The sequence below is a fragment of the Nocardia speluncae NBRC 108251 genome, assembly GCF_001613245.1.
Classification (GTDB): Bacteria; Actinomycetota; Actinomycetes; order Mycobacteriales; family Mycobacteriaceae; genus Nocardia; species Nocardia speluncae.
The window spans coordinates 1-15,876 of sequence record NZ_BDBZ01000020.1 but is presented as its reverse complement, the minus strand read 5'-3'; the positions used below and the strand labels follow the sequence as shown (position 1 = coordinate 15,876).

Genomic DNA, 15,876 nt, shown 5'->3' with positions numbered 1-15,876 from the left:
TGCGGGCGAAAGGGGATCGCTGACGAGCCGTCAAGTACCGCGCGAGGTGACCAGGCCGGATTCGTAGGCGAAGACAACGAGTTGGGCGCGGTCGCGGGCGCCGAGCTTGGTCATGGCGCGATTGATGTGGGTTTTGGCGGTGAGCGGGCTGATGACCATGCGGTCGGCGATCTCGTCGTTGGACAGACCCCGGGCAACCAGGATCACGGCCTCGCGCTCGCGGGCGGTCAGTCCCTTTATCCGCCGGCCGGCATGGCTGTCGAGCGGCTGCGCGATGTAGCGGTCGATCAGCCGGCGGGTGATCGACGGTGCCAGCAGAGCGTCGCCCCGCGCGGCGACACGTACGGAGTGCAGGAAATCCTCCGGCTGGATGTCTTTGACGAGAAAGCCGGCCGCACCGGCCCGTAAGGCGTGGAATACGTATTCGTCGAAGCCGTAGTTGGTCAGGATCACAATATGCACTCCGACCAGTTCCGGGTCTGCGGCGATGCGCCGGGTTGCTTCGATACCGTCCACGTCCGGCATCTCGATATCGATGAGCGCGATATCTGGCCGATGGCGTTTGGCCAATGTGAAGGCCGCGTGCCCATCGGCGGCCTCGGCGACCACCGTGACATCATCCTCGGTGTCGAGCAGCGCGCGGAATCCGCTACGGATGAGTGGCTGGTCGTCGACCAGCAGAACGCGGATCATGCTGATTCCACGGGAATTTCGGCTCTTACGGAAAAGCCGCCCTCGGCGCGGGGCGCCGCCCGCAATTGCCCACCGAGAGCAGTGACGCGCTCGCGCATTCCGAGCAGCCCGACGCCGTGCACCGGTGGGCTGCCAGGTTCGGCGTTGCCATCGTCCTCGACCTGTACGACCAGAGTGTCGGGGCGGTAGTCGATCCGGATCCGGGCCGTCGTGGCGCCGGCGTGCCGTGAAGTATTGGTCAGCGATTCCTGAACGATCCTGTAGACGGTTCGGTCGACTGCTGCCGGGAGTTCGCGGCGCTGCCCGTCGATCGTCAGCGTCGCGGCCAAATCGGTTGCGCGGGCACGATGCACCAGTTCCGGGACGTCGTCGAGCCCTTGCCGTGGGGTGGTGTCGTCATCGCGTAGCACCTCGAGGGTCGCTCTGAGATCTCGCGCGGCGTGACGACCGGCCTCACGGATCGCCAGCAACGACTCGGGCACCTTCTCACCGCGCTTCTGGGCCACATGGACCGCCGCCTCGGCTTGTACTTTGATGACCGAGATCTGATGGGTGAGCGAATCGTGCAGCTCCCGCGCGATGTGCAATCGCTCCTCATCGGCGCGGCGCCGCGCTGTCTCCTCCCGAGTGCGCTCGGCCTCATCGGCTCGCCGCTCGGCCTGCCGCAGCGCCTCACCTGCCGCCGCGGCAGCGACCAGCCAGGCAAGTTGCAGAGTGTCGCGGGCCCGCGAAAACGCTTCACCCACAGTCCACTCACCATGGGCGGCCAGCATCGCGAACGGAAGCACCACCACCATGACAACCGAACCCGCCGCCGCGATCATCCGGTGACCTGCACGCACCGTCGCGTACACCGCGACCAGAAACGGGACGGCGGCCACGTCGAAACCGCAGGCGTGATACCCGAGCACGCACAATCCGGACGCAGTCAGAACCGGGACCGGGTTCGTGCGGTGCGCAGCCAGCACCAGGCCACCGGCGATCAGCAATGCGTAACCGAGCGGTGCGAGCACCGTGGGGGGCTCGGCCACGGTGAACCCGGTGGCGAGCAGAACCGTCGCCACGGCGCCGGCGATCGCCCAATCTGTGGCGCCTATCCGTGGCCAGCTCATAAGTGCACCCTAGCGCCGCGTCGAGCAACCGTGGACAGGTAATCCGGGCGCCGAATTGCGGGGTCGACGGCGACTCTCGTTTCGGTCGAGGGTGCTGATTCGCCGGCAGCTGTAGGCGCGAACCGGATGTCCGTGCACGACACCCCTGCCTCGGATGATCGCTTATCTACCACGGCCGCAGTATTTCCGGGCCGCTCTGCTGCCTCCGTAGTAGTCGCGTACAACGCTGACGGTAGCTCGAATTGCCTACGCCCGCACGATGTGGAGGGGGTGCCGCCATCGCCATGATGAGTGTCGTCCAGTCGTTCGACGAAGGAGCATTCGATGTTTGTCCATTGCCTGCCTGCCGCCACTGTGGGCGCTCTTCCGGCGGGCCTCGTCCCGGTCGAACCAGCGGTGGCGTACGCCTCGGTCCAGCTGGTCGCCGCCGACCACGGGATGACCTCCGGGCGCCTTGGACCCACCTTGACCGCGCTGATGGGACTTCTCGGCCTGATCGCTGGAGTGCTGGCGCTGGTACGTGCCATCGGTAGCCGTGGCGGGAAGAAACAGGCCATTATCGCCCTGGTACTCGGGACGGGCAGTCTGGCCTTGGGCGCCCTGTTCGCGGCGCAGGCCGACGGCGGGCCCGGCACGGGCAACGGGATCGTCGGGGCCTGGCTGGCGATGCTGCTCGGGGTGCTCGGACTCACCCTCGCTGTATCGGCCCTTGTTCGCACTCGCAGCCGGACCGTATGAGACCGTCCTGGCCTCGAGCCCCGATCGCTGCGTGCCGCCCACCACATCTCGGACGTTACGGTGCCGCCATGTGTCAGATGTTGACGCCGTAGTCGCGAGCGATGCCGGCCAACCCGGAAGCGTAGCCTTGGCCGATGGCGCGGAATTTCCATTCGGTGCCGTGGCGGTAGAGCTCTCCGAAGACCATCGCGGTTTCCGACGAGGCGTCTTCGGCGAGGTCGTAACGGGCCAGTCCAGCGCCGTTGGCGCGGTCCACGACACGGATGAACGCTTTGCGGACCTGCCCGAAGGATTGCCGGCGAGCCTGCGCGTCGTGGATGGAGACGGGGAAGAAAATACTGGTGATCGTCGGTGGGGTGTTGGCCAGGTCGACATTGATCACTTCGTCGTCGCCTTCGCCTTCACCGGTGACGTTGTCGCCGGTGTGCTCGATGCTTCCTTCGGGGGAACGCAGGTTGTTGTAGAAGATGAAGTGCTGATCGGAGAGCACCTTCTGATCGGGGCCGGTGGCCAGGGCACTGGCGTCGAGGTCGAAGTCGATGCCGGTGGTGGAGCGCACATCCCAGCCGAGACCCACCGCAACCGCGGTCAGGTTCGGGGCCTGTTCCGACAGCGAGACGTTGCCGCCCTTGGCCAGAGTGACACCCATTGCGAGTCCTCTCTTGCCGTGATGAACCTTCCCGTGCCACCGATACGGATCGGCCGATGGCGAAGGTAACGGTATCGACCCTGATGTCCGTGGCGGTGCCGTTTCCCATCGCGGCACCGACGATCCGGGTGAGCTGTAAGGAGGGACGATCATCGTGCGGGGCGTACGCGATGTGACCGAGAGGTCGGTACCAGGATCCTCGATCGCGTAAGGAGTGCCGCGGTCATCGAGTTGTTCGGCGATCGACAGCACGCGGCGGCGTAGCTCGATGAGTTCGATCATCTCGCGGCTCAGCCCGAGCCCCGCCGCGTGCGCTGCACTCGCGGCCCGCGCGGATTCGCTGTTGGCTGCCCACACCGCCTGCCGCAGCTGTGCCGCCGTCACCGACGCAGGTTGTGGGTTCGGTCGCCGGGCGCGCGGTCCCCCCTCACCGTTCGTCACGAATTCGACACTACCGGTCGACCGGGGCACGGCGCCGCCGCTCCGTGTCCACGGGGCGCACGCTGTGTCGAATATCGCTGCGGTGCACGCTCGGCGCTGCCCAGCAGCAAGATCAGGTATGCGGTGCTACCACGGTGAACACCTGATCCGACCAGCCCGGCACCACCGTGTGCCGGGCCTCGATCAGCGGGGCCCGGCCCTTGCGCAGTTGCGTAATCCGCTGCTCCGTGCCGGTCACCAGCATACCGATCAACGAACTGACGATGAAGATCCCGCCGAGGTCACGGTTCTGGCCGCGCTGCTGACGCCGGGCGATGCGGCGCTCACGCTGGCATGGCCAGTGATGCCCTGGCGCATCGTCGAACTTTGTGGTGTACCGCCGACCGGCTTCTGGGTTCCGGGCACCATGGTTGAAGCCGCCTGTCGATTCCGTGACAGGGTCAGGGTTCCGGGAGATCGGCGGGTCCGATACGACGAATCGAGGGCCACAGATCCGCCCAGGATGTCGTCAGGTCCTGGCACAGGAACACCCGGGTGCCGTTCTCTTGATTCTCGATGCCGTAATCGTTGTGCACGACGGCAACCTCGGTCAGCCGGCCGCAAGCCTGCTCGGCCCACGGCGGGACGATCGATGGTGCGTCGGTGCCCATGACGACAGCCGTCGTATACCGCTCGGGAGGCGGCCCCCACCACCCATAAGCCTGATGCCCACTGTAGACAGGCGGAAACGGCGTGGTCTGACCATAGAAGCCGGGGCCGAATTCCGCTATCGCACCAGCCTGTCCGTAGTTGTCGGCCATAACCACGGTTTCGGCGCGCAGCCCGGCCGGAAGTCGATCAACGACTTCAGCGACCGTCCGGCCCATCTCCGGCCACCCGATCTGTTCACCGACTTCCCCGTTGACACCGACGACCGGCGTATCGGCAAGCACCGATACCGGCAATATCGGCAGTGAGAACACCGCCGCGATCGCGGCCGAAACAGCAACCACCGTGCCCGCCACCAGCACTCGCAGTCGTCGAGCACCACCGCCGATCCATTGCGACGCGGCGACGCCGGCCGCGGCCAGCAACGGCGGGTAGGCGGCGAACAAGTAATGCTGCTGACCGCTGGTGATCAGCAACAGCCCCAGCAGAGCGAGGAACGCGACACCGAAACTGCGCGTCGCGGGCCGTTTCAGCAGCCACCACAATCCGGCGACCCACACCGGCAGCAACAACGGACCGACGATCACGAGCTGATAGACCATCAACTCCCAGCGGCTGTTGTCTGCACTGATCTCGGTCGCCATCTGCCACTGCGGCCACCCGTTACGAGCCTGCCAGACAACCGTAGGTGCCGCGATCGCAGCCGCCAGCCCGACCCCGATCGGAAGCCACCAACTGCGCAGCCGATCTCGTGGACCCACCGCGACGACAGCGGCGAAGACGATGACGGCATACACGGCGAGGAACACCCGATTGAGCAGACCGACCCCGAGCACGACCCCGGCCACCGCCCACAAGCGCCGATCACCCGTGCGCACCAGACGCGCGACGAGGAACACCAGCGCGGTGCCGAACGCGACATCGAGCGTCGCGGTCGACAAGACATGGCCCGAAGCCAGTACCAGGACCGAACTCGCCGCTATCGCCGAGGCGAAGAATTGCGCACGGCGGTCACCGCCGAACTCTTTGGCGGTGAGACCGACCAACACGATGGTGACGGCAGCCGCCAGGGTAGCCGGGAGGCGCAACGCCATCAGGGAATCTGGTGCGAGCTCATCGGCGAGCCGGGCGAGTAACGGGCTCAGCGGCGGATGATCCGGGTAACCCCACGCCAAATGCCTACCGGATTCACGGATGTAAAACTCGTCGCGGTGAAAACCATACCGCCCGGAGCATGCCGTCAACACTCCGAAAACGGTGCCCGCAAGCATCAGCAGCGGCCAGAACTCACGAAAACAACGATGCAGCAATCTGTCCGACTCAGTGAAGCCATCCACACCACGATTATCGGCCAGGTGACCGATGCCGGGTGCCCGTACGTTCCGCACAGTTGCGCAGTTCACCCTGGACACGATGTCAGGCCCAGGCTGATCGGCGTCACGAAACTCGGCCGATAAACGGGATCAGCGCCCCCGGCACGGTGGTTGGAACTGGTCCACTGTATACGCCCGCAGTTCTCCTCGCACGGCACCGACTGTGCGTACGAAAGCGGACTCTGAGGTCGACATAGCCGTCGGGAATTCCGGTCGGCCCGGACGGGTCGACCCCGAGTATCGTGCCGCGAACAGGAACGCCGTTCGTGTGCACCCGTCGTGCGGTGCTCCATGCCCGCTGTGCGTTCACGATGAAGAAGCCGCCCAGCGCTGCCAGGGCGATCGTAATCAGGTACACAATCCTTGATCGGAGTTCCGATAGTCCCCGTTATCATTAGTGATTCGCGGCTCGGACGGGTCGGCACCGGCAAACGGAGGTGACCGAGGATCTGCGGGAATGGGATGACCGTTTGAAATAGCTGCTCGTCGCCGCTGGTCTGGAGAGAGACGCCCTGCGCGAGATCCGCAAGGAGAGTTCCGGACCGTCTGCCATCGGGGGCGCCGCAGACATGCTCCAGAGTCGGATGCCGGAGCTTTCTGTTCCATGATTATTCGATCATCGCGTTGACAGTCGTAGCAGTCATCGACTGTGCCCATGGATCCGACCAGGTCGGCTTTCGTGATCCGACGGCTGAAGGCATCGAGAAGTTCCGTCCCGTGCTTCGGTCAGCGCCAGAGCTGGTGAGGCGTCACGTAGGCATTGGTGACCACGCCAGCGATGGCCGGCCCTCCTGTCATACAACTTGCCGATATACTCGGACCGGCCGCAAGGGTCGAAATCGTCTGGGTGTACGGCCCGATGGTCGGCGGTTTCGCAAATGGCATGTTGAGGCCGAAGCATTCGACAGACAATTCGTAGATCCAGCCTTCGCCGACCGGACATTGTGCCGAAGCTCCGAAAAGATCTCGCTGCAGACCACAATCCTGTGGACTCGCTGCCTGCGCAGAGCCAGCACCGACAGCCACTAGGGCACCCACTCCCAGCGCTGTGAGGGTGGCAGCTGCCACCCTCGAGATAGCTGCGCTACCGCCATGCACACCCAGCATCATTTTCACCCGATCCACCTTCCTGTTACGGCAACGTGACGATCAAAGGTAGCCCGGTTCCACAGCTTCAACCGGCGGATATTTCCCACCGTCTCGCGCTTCACGACCGGTATCGGCCTCGACCACTGGAACCATCACCGACGGCGTACTGACAGTGATGACCCGTCGAGGTACTCACAACGACCGCCTCCGCACCGGTCCGACTCCTGAGACGCCCCCATCGTGCGCCAGTGCAGTCCAGGAGAGCATCGGCGCGAAGGCGGCATCCACTATACGCAAATTTGCGTAGACGGTCAGCGCAACTCAACGGACGCGAGACCGGTCCGCCCGCCGGCACGTTGAACAACCGCCGCACACCGGATGGTCCGTGCGGGCCGCCCGTTCGCCGACATCCAATCCCTGGGAGATCTCATAGCCGTGCACCGGGATACCGCGTCGCCGAACGCCGCACGCGGGTGGCTGATGTTCACCGGCGCAGTAATCGCCGGCGCAGTCCTCGTCAGCCCCAACCTGCTGCTCGACATCAAACAGCAGCCGCCTCGACATCGCCGGCGACGTGCACTACTACCTGCTCGGTGATGTGCTGCCCTCGGCGCTGACCGGCATCCCGGTGGCCGTTCTTACCGGCAGGCCGATCACCCAGATCGGCCTGAGCATCCCGCCGTGCTGTGGCTGGTCACCGGGTACCTCGCCTGTCGCTCCGCCCGCCGCCGCGACTTCGAGCGGCACCGCAAATGGATGATGCGCAATTACGCGCTGACCTTCCTGGCCGTCACGTCCCGGATCCTGTGCCCCTCCTGCCGATAGTGCAGATTCCGTTCGGCGCCACCACCACCGGATCACTCGGTGACAACGCGCACTCGATGATCCCGATCGGCCAAATTTGGGTGGGGTAGGCGGCGATGTCGGCGCGTTCGCGGTGACTTCTCATCCGGATCTCCTCCGGCGGGGGTGCCCACGGTACCCCGCAGAGTCGTCCGGGCCGGTCGGTGAAAAGTCCCTCCGCCCAAGCCGATTCAGGATCAGTGGGCCGGCGAGACGAAGACCTCAGGAGCTTCGCTACCGGTCCGCACCGAAAGCGGTCCTCGACGCGCTCGGCGGTGGCATGGTATCGCGCGAGCAGGTCCGGTAGCGGAGCCGCGGCGGGTAGTGGGACGCCTTCGGCCCCGTTGCTCCGCCGTGTGGAGTGGGGTCCGATAGGAGGATGAGCATCGACGGGTTCGATATCGCGCGGAGTCTGGTCTGTGAACGCTTCCCCGGGGCGCGGGCAGCGTGGCTGGGTGGCAGCACCGTGCTCGGAATGGCAACGCCCACCTCGGATCTGGACATCAGCGTGCTCTTCGATGGTCGGCCGGCCCCGTATAGCGAATCGCTGCGGTATCAAGGGTGGCCGGTCGAGTTGTTCGTGCACACCGAAGAGGCGATGCGGCACTTCTTGGCAAAGGACCGCAAGGACCGGCGGCCGGCGACCCTGCGCCTGATCGGTCGCTCTCTGGTTTTGCTCGACAACGACGGCAGCGGGGAATCTCTGCGGGAAGGATGTGCGACACAGCTGGCCGCGGGTCCGGACCCGCTTACCGCGCAGGAACTACAGTCGGCTCGCTACGGGATCACCGACCGGCTGGATGATCTCGTGGGCTGCGCGGATGACGACGAACGGCTCCTGATCGCCACCGACCTGTGGCAGGCCACCGCCGACCTGCTGCTCACCGGACACGGCCACTGGACAGGGACCGGCAAATGGTTACACCGGGAGCTGGCCGCCTTCGACCACCATGCCGGTACGGAGTACGCGAAAGCATTGGCCCACGGTGTTCGCTCGGTGGCTCAGGGAAACCCAGAGCCGATCGTCGAGACCGTCACCCAGGCGCTGACCATCTTCGGTGGCCGATTCTTCGACGGATTCACCGCCCAGGGACCCGCCTGAGCCCTCGCCCAGTTCGATGTCGCGGTCACTCCGGATTCCGCTGCAGCATGTGCGCCGGTTTCTGGCCCAGACCGGAGGAATCCGAAAGCGACCCCGAGTTCGGCATGGCCGGTACCTGACGCCGGCCGAGCGTGAGGAGATCTCGCGGGGACTGGCTTGGGCTGCCGCACGGGCATGCCACGTACCGGACTCACTGCGGGAATTGGCTGATCCGGGTGTTCTGGAAGGTGGTGAACAGCCAGGTTCCTGTGTGGCGCACCGCGACCCGGGTTTGCACGGACCGGGCATCCGGTGGCGCGGTCGCGCCCGGGGGCATGGGGCGATCGCCCACGGCGACCAGCACCGCGACATTCGGTACCGGGAAGCGCAGCGTGGTGGTATCGGGTTCGGCCATATGGGTGCCCCTCATGAACCCGGCGAGTTCGGTCCGGCCCTGGATGAATTCCCAGATTACCGATACGAAATCGGCGTCGGGGGTGAACGTGGCGGCGAAGGCGGTGCCGTCACCTGCGGCCCAGGCTTCCATCTGCGCGCGCAGCAGGGCGAGGACGGCGGTTTCGCCGGTCACGGCGTCACCGGTCCCCGCTGACGCAGGCCCGCGACTCGAGGGCGGCGAAACTCGCGACGAACGCTGCGCCCGCGAGCGGCAGGGTTGGTGAGTGGGGTGAGGTGTCCCTCGTCGATGGCGGTGCGGTAGAGGCAGCGCAGGGCGTCGATCATGTGGTTTGCGGCTGCGTGGCCTGCGCGGGTGTTGCGGCGGGTTTCGGCGTTGCGGCGGGTGTGGTCGATCAGGGTGTCGAGGTCGCGGGGTGTGGGGGTGTCGAGGCGGTGCTCGGGCCAGGCGTGGACGAGGCGGCGCCAGTAGGGGCGGTAGGTGCGCAGGGTTTCGGCGGGGACTACCGATTCCAGGTGTCCGATGTACTCGGCGAATGTCGGCATCAGGCGGGCGGCAGCGGCGCGGGCGAGGCTGTCGGAGTCCACACCGAGGTGATCGAGCGGTATGCGTAGGTCGGCAGAGACCACGTCGGGTTCAGGAGGTTCAAAGGTCATGGCTGCTCCGTGATGTGGCCGAGAAGGCTGTCCAGCAGGAGAGCTTGGATATCGGTGGGGCAGAGCAGGGCGAGGTGGTGGTCGGGTGCGGCGGCCAAGAGCAGGGTGTCGCCGGCAGTGATGCCGGCGGCGCGGCGGATGGCGGCGGGCAGCCGGAGGTGGCCGCGGTTGGCGAGGGTGTGGCGGCTGTGCCCGGCCGGGACCGCGGTGATGACGACGAGGCCACCACGGAGGTTGTCGTACAGGTGCTGGCCGGGCTGCCGGCCGAGTCGATCGACGACGGCGCGGGCGACGACGCGGGAGCGGTCGTTGATCACCGACACCGCGAACAGGTCCTGCTGTGCAGAGCCGGGACGGCTCGAGGGCACGGCGGGGAGTGGGAGACCGGGACCGGGTGCGGCCGGTGCCCCGCTGATCGGGGGCAAGAAGGCAGGACAGGAAGGTCTAACTGGCACAGCGAATTCCTGACTGTCTGCCAGCCGACGATTCCCTGATTTCAGGAAACCCGAAAACGGGCTGTCGCGCCACTCGAACCATGTCAGCAGTCACGTACGGGTGGGTCGGGCGTTGGTCTCCAGCCGCTGGCGGGACGTGGGTTCGCGGAGACATCCGGATTTTTCGGGAGCGCGGCTACTGATCCTCGGTGGGCTGTGGCTCTCCGCGGTGGTGTTTTCACCCGGTTTCGGTGGTTCGAGTGCCGCTCGCACACCGATTCCTGTCACGAATGGCAGGAATCGAGGGTAGAGCGGTGCGCGAGGGGGGACTTGAACCCCTCTAACCAGCAACTTTGCTGGTTTCGTGTGTTCGATCGCATCGAACGATAGGTTGATGGCGTCGAGGGGATCAAGCGACATGGGTATACGCAGGGTTTACTCGTAGGGCGCGCCCGTGGTCGTGCGGAAGACGCCTGAGTGGGTATCGGGTGATGGCGTTGCAGGCGAGATGTTTGAAGTTAAGCCGGTGGTCACCGGCAGCAGTCGGGGTCGAGGACCACACAGAGCGCGGCCAGAGCGTCGCGGTGGACGCGGTGGACGACGTTCATGCCTTGGCGTTCGGAGTTCACGAGCCCCGCTTTGCGGAGTTGGGAAAGGTGATGGCTGACCGTGGATTCAGCCAGCCCTACCGCGTCGGCGAGTTCGCCGCCATTGCGTCCGTTCTCGGGGCTGGCCAGTAGTAGCGACATCAGTTTGACGCGCACCGGATCGGCGAGAGCTTTCAACCGCAGGGCCACGTGTAGGGCGGCCTCGTCGTCGATCGGGCCCGCGGCCACAGGAGGGCAGCACAAGGGGGTCGTCATGTCGATGACGGGCAGCGCTTTGGGCATGAAATCCATCCTACCGACAATATTGACTTATGTCGAAAAGGTGGCACACTGGGCGCTGTCAACTCTTCGATATATGTCACACAGGTGGTGGTCATCATGTCACGTGTTCAGCTCGCACTCAACGTCGACGATCTGGAGCAGGCCGTCGAGTTCTACTCGACCCTGTTCGGAGTCCAGCCGGCCAAACGCAAGCCCGGCTATGCGAACTTCGCGGTCACCGAGCCGCCGCTGAAGCTGGTCCTCATCGAGAATCCCGGTCAGGGTGGCAGTGTGAACCATCTCGGGGTCGAGGTGGAGTCCTCGGAGAAGGTGCACGCCGAGATCGCGCGCCTGTCGGAAGCCGGTCTGTTCACCGAGGAGCAGATCGCGACCACGTGTTGCTTCGCCACCCAGGACAAGGTGTGGGTGACCGGCCCGAATGCCGAGCGGTGGGAGGTCTACACCGTGCTGGCCGATACCGAGCACTTCGGCACCGAACCTCGGTTCGCGGGGAAGGACGACGGCGAGGCGGTGCAGGCGTGCTGTGGCACCGACGGCCGCGGCGACGTTTCCACCTCTGAGGCGGAGGTCGAGTCGGGCGTGGCGTGCTGCGCCCCGGCCGCTGCCGCTCGGTAGAGCCCGGGTTTCGGCGTGACCGATGTGGAGACCGCGCCCGCGGCGGCGGAGGACGGGTTGTCGCGGGCGGGGCGTCGCCGGGTGTTGGCGGTGCTGTGCCTGACCCAGATATCGAGCTGGGGGATCCTGTACTACGCGTTTCCGGTGTTGTCGACCTCGATCACCGCCGAGACGGGGTGGTCGGCGCCGGTGATCACCGCGGCGTTCTCGCTCGGCCAGCTCGCGACCGCGCTCACCGGGATTCCGGTGGGCGCGTTGATCGATCGGACCGGTCCGCGGCGGGTGATGACCGCTGGATCGGTTCTCGGGGTAGCCGCCTTGGTCGCGATCGCGTCCGCGCCGAACCTTGCCGTGTTCTATCTTGGCTGGCTGGCGGCCGGGGTGGCGATGGGGGCGGTGTTGTATCCGCCGGCGTTCGCGGCGCTGACCCGCTGGTGGGGTGCCGAGCGCGTGACCGCGCTGATGATCCTCACTCTGGCCGGTGGTTTGGCGTCCACGGTGTTCGCGCCGCTCACCGCCGCTCTGGACACCAGCATCGAGTGGCGTGCCACCTATCTCGTCCTCGCCGCGGCTCTGGCAGTACTAACGATCCCGGCGCATTGGTTCGGACTGCGGGCGCTGTGGCCGGATCCACCAGTCCCGACCGTGGCTGCGCATGCCGACCACTCGCAGATCGCGCGCAGCCCACGCTTCGCCGCGCTGGTCGTGACCATGTGCCTGGCGGCGTTCGCCAGCTTCGCCGGCATCTTCAACCTCGTCGCTCTGCTCCAGGAACAGGGCTTCGGCCCCGGTCTGGCTGCGACCGCGCTCGGGCTCGGCGGCGCCGGACAGGTTTTGGGCCGGATCGGATATCTGCCGCTGGCCCGCCACACCGGTGTCACCGCCCGCACCGTCGTGGTACTGGCTGCTCTCGCCGCTTCGACTGCCCTGCTCGGGGTGGTGTCGGCGGTGATCGTGTTGATCGCGGTCGCGATCGGTGCGGGGTTGGTGCGCGGGATCTTCACGCTGATCCAGGCCACCGCGATCACCGACCGGTGGGGCGCCACTCACTACGGCCGGTTGAACGGCCTACTGTCCGCGCCCGTGGTGGTCGTGTCCGCGCTGGCCCCGTGGGCGGGCACCGTGCTGTCGGCGTGGACCGGCAGCTACGCCCACACCTACCTCATCCTCGGCGCCGTCGCCGCCCTCGCCGCGATGATCGCGCCACTTACCGGTATCCGTGTTTCGAAGAAAGAAATGTTGTGACAAGCGAATACGACTATGACGCGGTGGTCATCGGCGGCGGCCAATCCGGCCTCGCCGCCGCCCACCACCTCACCGCCGCAGGTCTGAGCACCGCGGTCCTGGAGGCCTCGCCGGAGGCGACCGGGTCGTGGCCGCGGTACTACGACAGCTTGACGCTGTTCTCCCCTGCCCGCTACAGCTCGCTACCCGGGCGACGGTTCCCCGGGGGTCCGGACCGGTACCCGCACCGCGACGAAGTGATCGACTACCTGCGCTCCTACGCCGCAGCCCTGGACGCCGAGATCCACACCAGCACTGTCGTCGATTCCGTCGCCTCCAGCGACGGTGAGGGTTTCGCGGTCACCACCGGATCGGGTGCGGTGTTCACCGCGCCGCGGGTGATCGCGGCAACCGGGTCGTTCGGTTCCCCGTTCCTGCCCGCCGTGCCCGGCCGCGACGAGTTCGGAGGCCGGGTCCTGCACGCTAGCGAATACCGTCATCCGGGCGAGTTCGCCGACCAGCGGGTGGTTGTGGTGGGCGCGGGGAACTCCGCGGTGCAGATCGCCGCCGAACTGGCCGGACATGCGAAGGTGGTGCTGGCCAGCCGGGCGCCGGTGAAGTTCGTGCCGCAGCGTCCGCTGGGCCGGGATGTGCATTTCTGGTTCACTCTCACCGGATTCGACGCCGCCCCGCTGGGCTGGATCGTGAAACAGGCGCCGACGCAGCCGGTGCTCGACGCCGGCCGTTACCGGGCCGCGCTCGACGCCGGGAAGCCGGAGCGACGAGAAGTGTTCACCGCCTTCAACTCCGAGGGAGTGGTGTGGCCGGACGATACTCGCACGCCGGTGGATGCGGTCGTCTTCGCCACCGGTTACCGCCCGCACCTGCCCTATCTCGCCGGTGTCGGGGCGGTGACCGAGTCCGGGGTGCCGCGACAGCGCCGAGGCCTGTCGCTCACTCATCCGGGGCTGGGTTTTCTCGGGTTGGAGTGGCAGCGCACTCCGTCGTCGAACTCGCTGCGTGGGGTGGGCCGGGACGCGGCCTATCTGGTGCGGCGGCTGCGGCCGGCGACGGCACCGCAGCGGGAGCACGCCGAGTGACCACCGCACCGCTGGGCACGGGTTCGGAGGTGCTGGTCCGGGGTGGGCGCGTGCTGTCCGCCGATGGCACCCCGATCACCTACCTGGTCCAGGGTTCCGGGCCGGTGCTGCTGGTGGTGCACGGTGGCTTGGGCAGCGCGGTGAGCATGCTGTCGCTGGCCGGCTATCTCGCCGAGCACTACACGGTGGTGGCGATGAACTGCCGCGGTCACGGCACCTCCGGAACCCCGCAGTCGGCGCCGGATATCGCGCACGAGGTCGCCGATATCGTCGCGGTGATCGATGCGGTCGGGCCGGTCGAGGTGGTGTTCGGTTACTCCTTCGGTGCGGTCCTGGCCCTGGAAACCGCACTGCGCGCATCGGATCGGGTGTCGCGGCTGGCCGTCTACGAACCACCCTTACCGGTCATGTACCCGATTCCTGATCTGTCGGCAGTGGATGCGGGGATCGAGGGCGGGGATTACGAGCGTCTGATCCTGGATGCCTCCGCGGTATCCGGCGGGTTCTCTGCTGCTGAGCTGGCCGTGCTGCGTAGTGATCCGTTGTGGTGGCACAAGGTCGCCCAGGCCCCGACCCTGGCCGCGACGTTGCGGGTGCTGGCCGGCCTGGATCCCGACGTGGGCCGCTACGCCGCGATCACCGCCCAGACTACGGTGATCACCGGCACCACCAGCGCCGACTACATCCTCGACGCCGCCGACCGGCTCACCACAGCACTCCGGAACCCGATCCGCAAAACGCTGTCGGGACAAGGCCATCACGTCGCCCTTGGCGGCCTGGCCCAGGCCCTGCTCTCGGGTTAGGTGGTGAGGGTGTCGAGGCGGCGGCCGATATCCGGCCACCAGGCGGTGGCGGCCCCGTAGCCGATGAGGCAACCACCCAGCTGACAGACAACGATCACCAACGCCAGCGCCGGATCCAGTCCGAGCACGACCGCGCCGGCGACCACGGCGGGGTTGCCGAGAAACCCTGCCCCTGTCACCAGGAACACCGCGGCAGCCAGTGCGCTGGCACCGGCCGTGGACATTCTCAGCGTCGGTGTGCAGGTGGCGGCGAAGAACGAGATGACCGCCGCTGCGGCGGCGGTCATCTCGCTCAATGCGTGCACACCACCCGGGGCGGGCACCGCCGGAGGGGTGATCCCGGCCAGGAAGCACCCCGCGGCCACCCCACCGGCCACGGCAGTCGCTGCCGCTACCTGGGTGAGGAGGTGGCCGGCGAGCAGAGGGCCGGACAGGCTTTTTCGGCGTTCGAGTAGCGCATCGGCCACAATCAGTAGCGGGTTCCACCGCGGCTCCCGGCTCCGGAACAAGCCGGTGCCAAGGGCCAGGAACGTGACCGTCACGGCCGCAGTGAGCCCCGCCCGGGCTGGCCCGGGGCCGACCAGATGCGCTGCCCACCAGCCCGTCACAGGCGCCGCCATCACCACCCCAGTGCCGAGCAGGTCCGCGCGATATCGCGCGGATGCCCGAGCACCGAGGCCCGGTGCGGGCGTGGCGCCGGTCATCGCTGCTACCTCGACGGTGGTCGGCTGAGCGGGGTTCAGGCGTGGGCGGGCAGTAGCTCGGCGATGAGCGCCTCCACCCGTGCACGGATCGCGTCGCGGATCGGGCGGACCGCTTCCACGCCTTTGCCGGCGGGGTCTTCCAGGTCCCAGTCTCGGTAGCTGATTCCAGGGAAGACCGGGCAGGTGTCGCCGCAGCCCATGGTGATCACCACATCCGAGGACTGCACCGCGGCGGGGGTGAGGATTTTCGGGGCCTGGGCGGTGATATCGATCCCGACCTCGGCCATCGCCTGCACTGCCGCGGGGTTGAGGTGTTCGGCGGGGGCGCTGCCGGCGGAGCGGACCTCGATCGCCCCGTCGGCGAGGTG

Annotated in this window: 18 protein-coding genes; 7 read left to right on the top strand and 11 right to left on the bottom strand. The window is 66.9% G+C overall.

The features are described from left to right. Nucleotides 1-30: 30 nt before the first annotated feature. Nucleotides 31-693 (bottom strand): response regulator, encoded by a 663-nt coding sequence (locus NS6_RS19010; protein WP_068043600.1) that lies wholly within the window; start codon nt 691-693, stop codon nt 31-33. Continuing rightward, a complete protein-coding gene (locus NS6_RS19005; protein WP_068043598.1) occupies nt 690-1,805 on the bottom strand; it encodes a sensor histidine kinase in 1,116 nt (371 codons plus the stop codon). Before NS6_RS19005 ends, NS6_RS19010 begins: the two co-directional genes overlap by 4 nt. 324 nt (nt 1,806-2,129) lie before the next feature. Here NS6_RS19005 and NS6_RS19000 point away from each other — a divergent pair, with 324 nt between their 5' ends. Beyond that, complete coding sequence (locus tag NS6_RS19000) at nt 2,130-2,543, top strand: DUF6223 family protein (protein ID WP_068043595.1); 414 nt, start codon at nt 2,130-2,132, stop codon at nt 2,541-2,543. A gap of 73 nt (nt 2,544-2,616) precedes the next feature. On the opposite strand, the gene NS6_RS18995 is transcribed toward NS6_RS19000, so the two are convergent. The 3 genes from NS6_RS18995 to NS6_RS18990 form a co-directional block, all read right to left on the bottom strand. Further along, nucleotides 2,617-3,192: a TerD family protein gene (locus tag NS6_RS18995; RefSeq protein ID WP_068043917.1), complete on the bottom strand. Its 576-nt coding sequence runs from the start codon at nt 3,190-3,192 to the stop codon at nt 2,617-2,619. Nucleotides 3,193-3,745: 553 nt separating this feature from the next. Continuing rightward, entirely contained in the window at nt 3,746-3,886 is a 141-nt protein-coding gene (locus tag NS6_RS35220) for a hypothetical protein (RefSeq protein ID WP_168443459.1), read from the bottom strand. A gap of 187 nt (nt 3,887-4,073) precedes the next feature. Next, a complete protein-coding gene (locus NS6_RS18990; RefSeq protein WP_157112833.1) occupies nt 4,074-5,618 on the bottom strand; it encodes an ArnT family glycosyltransferase in 1,545 nt (514 codons plus the stop codon). A 1,806-nt stretch (nt 5,619-7,424) separates the two neighbouring features. Between NS6_RS18990 and NS6_RS35475 the strand changes: the two genes are divergently transcribed. Continuing rightward, nucleotides 7,425-7,568, top strand: coding sequence for a DUF2306 domain-containing protein (locus tag NS6_RS35475; RefSeq protein WP_210747036.1), 144 nt, complete (start codon nt 7,425-7,427; stop codon nt 7,566-7,568). A 397-nt stretch (nt 7,569-7,965) separates the two neighbouring features. Further along, nucleotides 7,966-8,688, top strand: coding sequence for a nucleotidyltransferase domain-containing protein (locus NS6_RS18980; protein ID WP_068043592.1), 723 nt, complete (start codon nt 7,966-7,968; stop codon nt 8,686-8,688). Nucleotides 8,689-8,878: 190 nt separating this feature from the next. Here NS6_RS18980 and NS6_RS18975 read toward each other — a convergent pair whose 3' ends face one another. From NS6_RS18975 to NS6_RS18960, 4 genes are all read right to left on the bottom strand, one after another. Further along, nucleotides 8,879-9,256: an SgcJ/EcaC family oxidoreductase gene (locus tag NS6_RS18975; protein WP_245669410.1), complete on the bottom strand. Its 378-nt coding sequence runs from the start codon at nt 9,254-9,256 to the stop codon at nt 8,879-8,881. Continuing rightward, a complete protein-coding gene (locus tag NS6_RS18970; protein WP_068043591.1) occupies nt 9,253-9,738 on the bottom strand; it encodes a site-specific integrase in 486 nt (161 codons plus the stop codon). The genes NS6_RS18975 and NS6_RS18970 overlap by 4 nt, the downstream gene beginning before the upstream one ends. Beyond that, nucleotides 9,735-10,106 carry an AbrB/MazE/SpoVT family DNA-binding domain-containing protein gene (locus NS6_RS18965; RefSeq protein ID WP_068043589.1) on the bottom strand — a complete coding sequence of 124 codons (372 nt, stop codon included), beginning with the start codon at nt 10,104-10,106 and terminating at the stop codon, nt 9,735-9,737. The genes NS6_RS18970 and NS6_RS18965 overlap by 4 nt, the downstream gene beginning before the upstream one ends. A gap of 596 nt (nt 10,107-10,702) precedes the next feature. Continuing rightward, nucleotides 10,703-11,062 carry an Rv2640c family ArsR-like transcriptional regulator gene (locus tag NS6_RS18960; RefSeq protein ID WP_040793607.1) on the bottom strand — a complete coding sequence of 120 codons (360 nt, stop codon included), beginning with the start codon at nt 11,060-11,062 and terminating at the stop codon, nt 10,703-10,705. A gap of 96 nt (nt 11,063-11,158) precedes the next feature. On the opposite strand from NS6_RS18960, the gene NS6_RS18955 reads away from it, so the two are divergent. Genes NS6_RS18955 through NS6_RS18940 form a run of 4 tightly spaced genes read left to right on the top strand, consistent with a single transcriptional unit; the run spans nt 11,159 to nt 14,804 of the window. Then, a complete protein-coding gene (locus NS6_RS18955; RefSeq protein WP_040793606.1) occupies nt 11,159-11,677 on the top strand; it encodes an ArsI/CadI family heavy metal resistance metalloenzyme in 519 nt (172 codons plus the stop codon). Nucleotides 11,678-11,692: 15 nt separating this feature from the next. Further along, nucleotides 11,693-12,922 carry an MFS transporter gene (locus NS6_RS18950; protein WP_083874789.1) on the top strand — a complete coding sequence of 410 codons (1,230 nt, stop codon included), beginning with the start codon at nt 11,693-11,695 and terminating at the stop codon, nt 12,920-12,922. Beyond that, a complete protein-coding gene (locus tag NS6_RS18945) occupies nt 12,919-14,001 on the top strand; it encodes a flavin-containing monooxygenase (protein WP_040793580.1) in 1,083 nt (360 codons plus the stop codon). Before NS6_RS18950 ends, NS6_RS18945 begins: the two co-directional genes overlap by 4 nt. Beyond that, nucleotides 13,998-14,804: an alpha/beta fold hydrolase gene (locus NS6_RS18940; protein WP_245551288.1), complete on the top strand. Its 807-nt coding sequence runs from the start codon at nt 13,998-14,000 to the stop codon at nt 14,802-14,804. The genes NS6_RS18945 and NS6_RS18940 overlap by 4 nt, the downstream gene beginning before the upstream one ends. Here NS6_RS18940 and NS6_RS18935 read toward each other — a convergent pair. Together NS6_RS18935 and NS6_RS18930 are read right to left on the bottom strand one after the other, a co-directional pair. After that, entirely contained in the window at nt 14,801-15,508 is a 708-nt protein-coding gene (locus NS6_RS18935) for a hypothetical protein (protein ID WP_040793579.1), read from the bottom strand. The two genes, NS6_RS18940 and NS6_RS18935, sit on opposite strands and share 4 nt — an antisense overlap. Before the next feature lie 35 nt (nt 15,509-15,543). Next, on the bottom strand, nt 15,544-15,876 hold a 333-nt coding region (locus tag NS6_RS18930), incomplete at its 5' end, for an arsenate reductase/protein-tyrosine-phosphatase family protein (protein WP_068043587.1).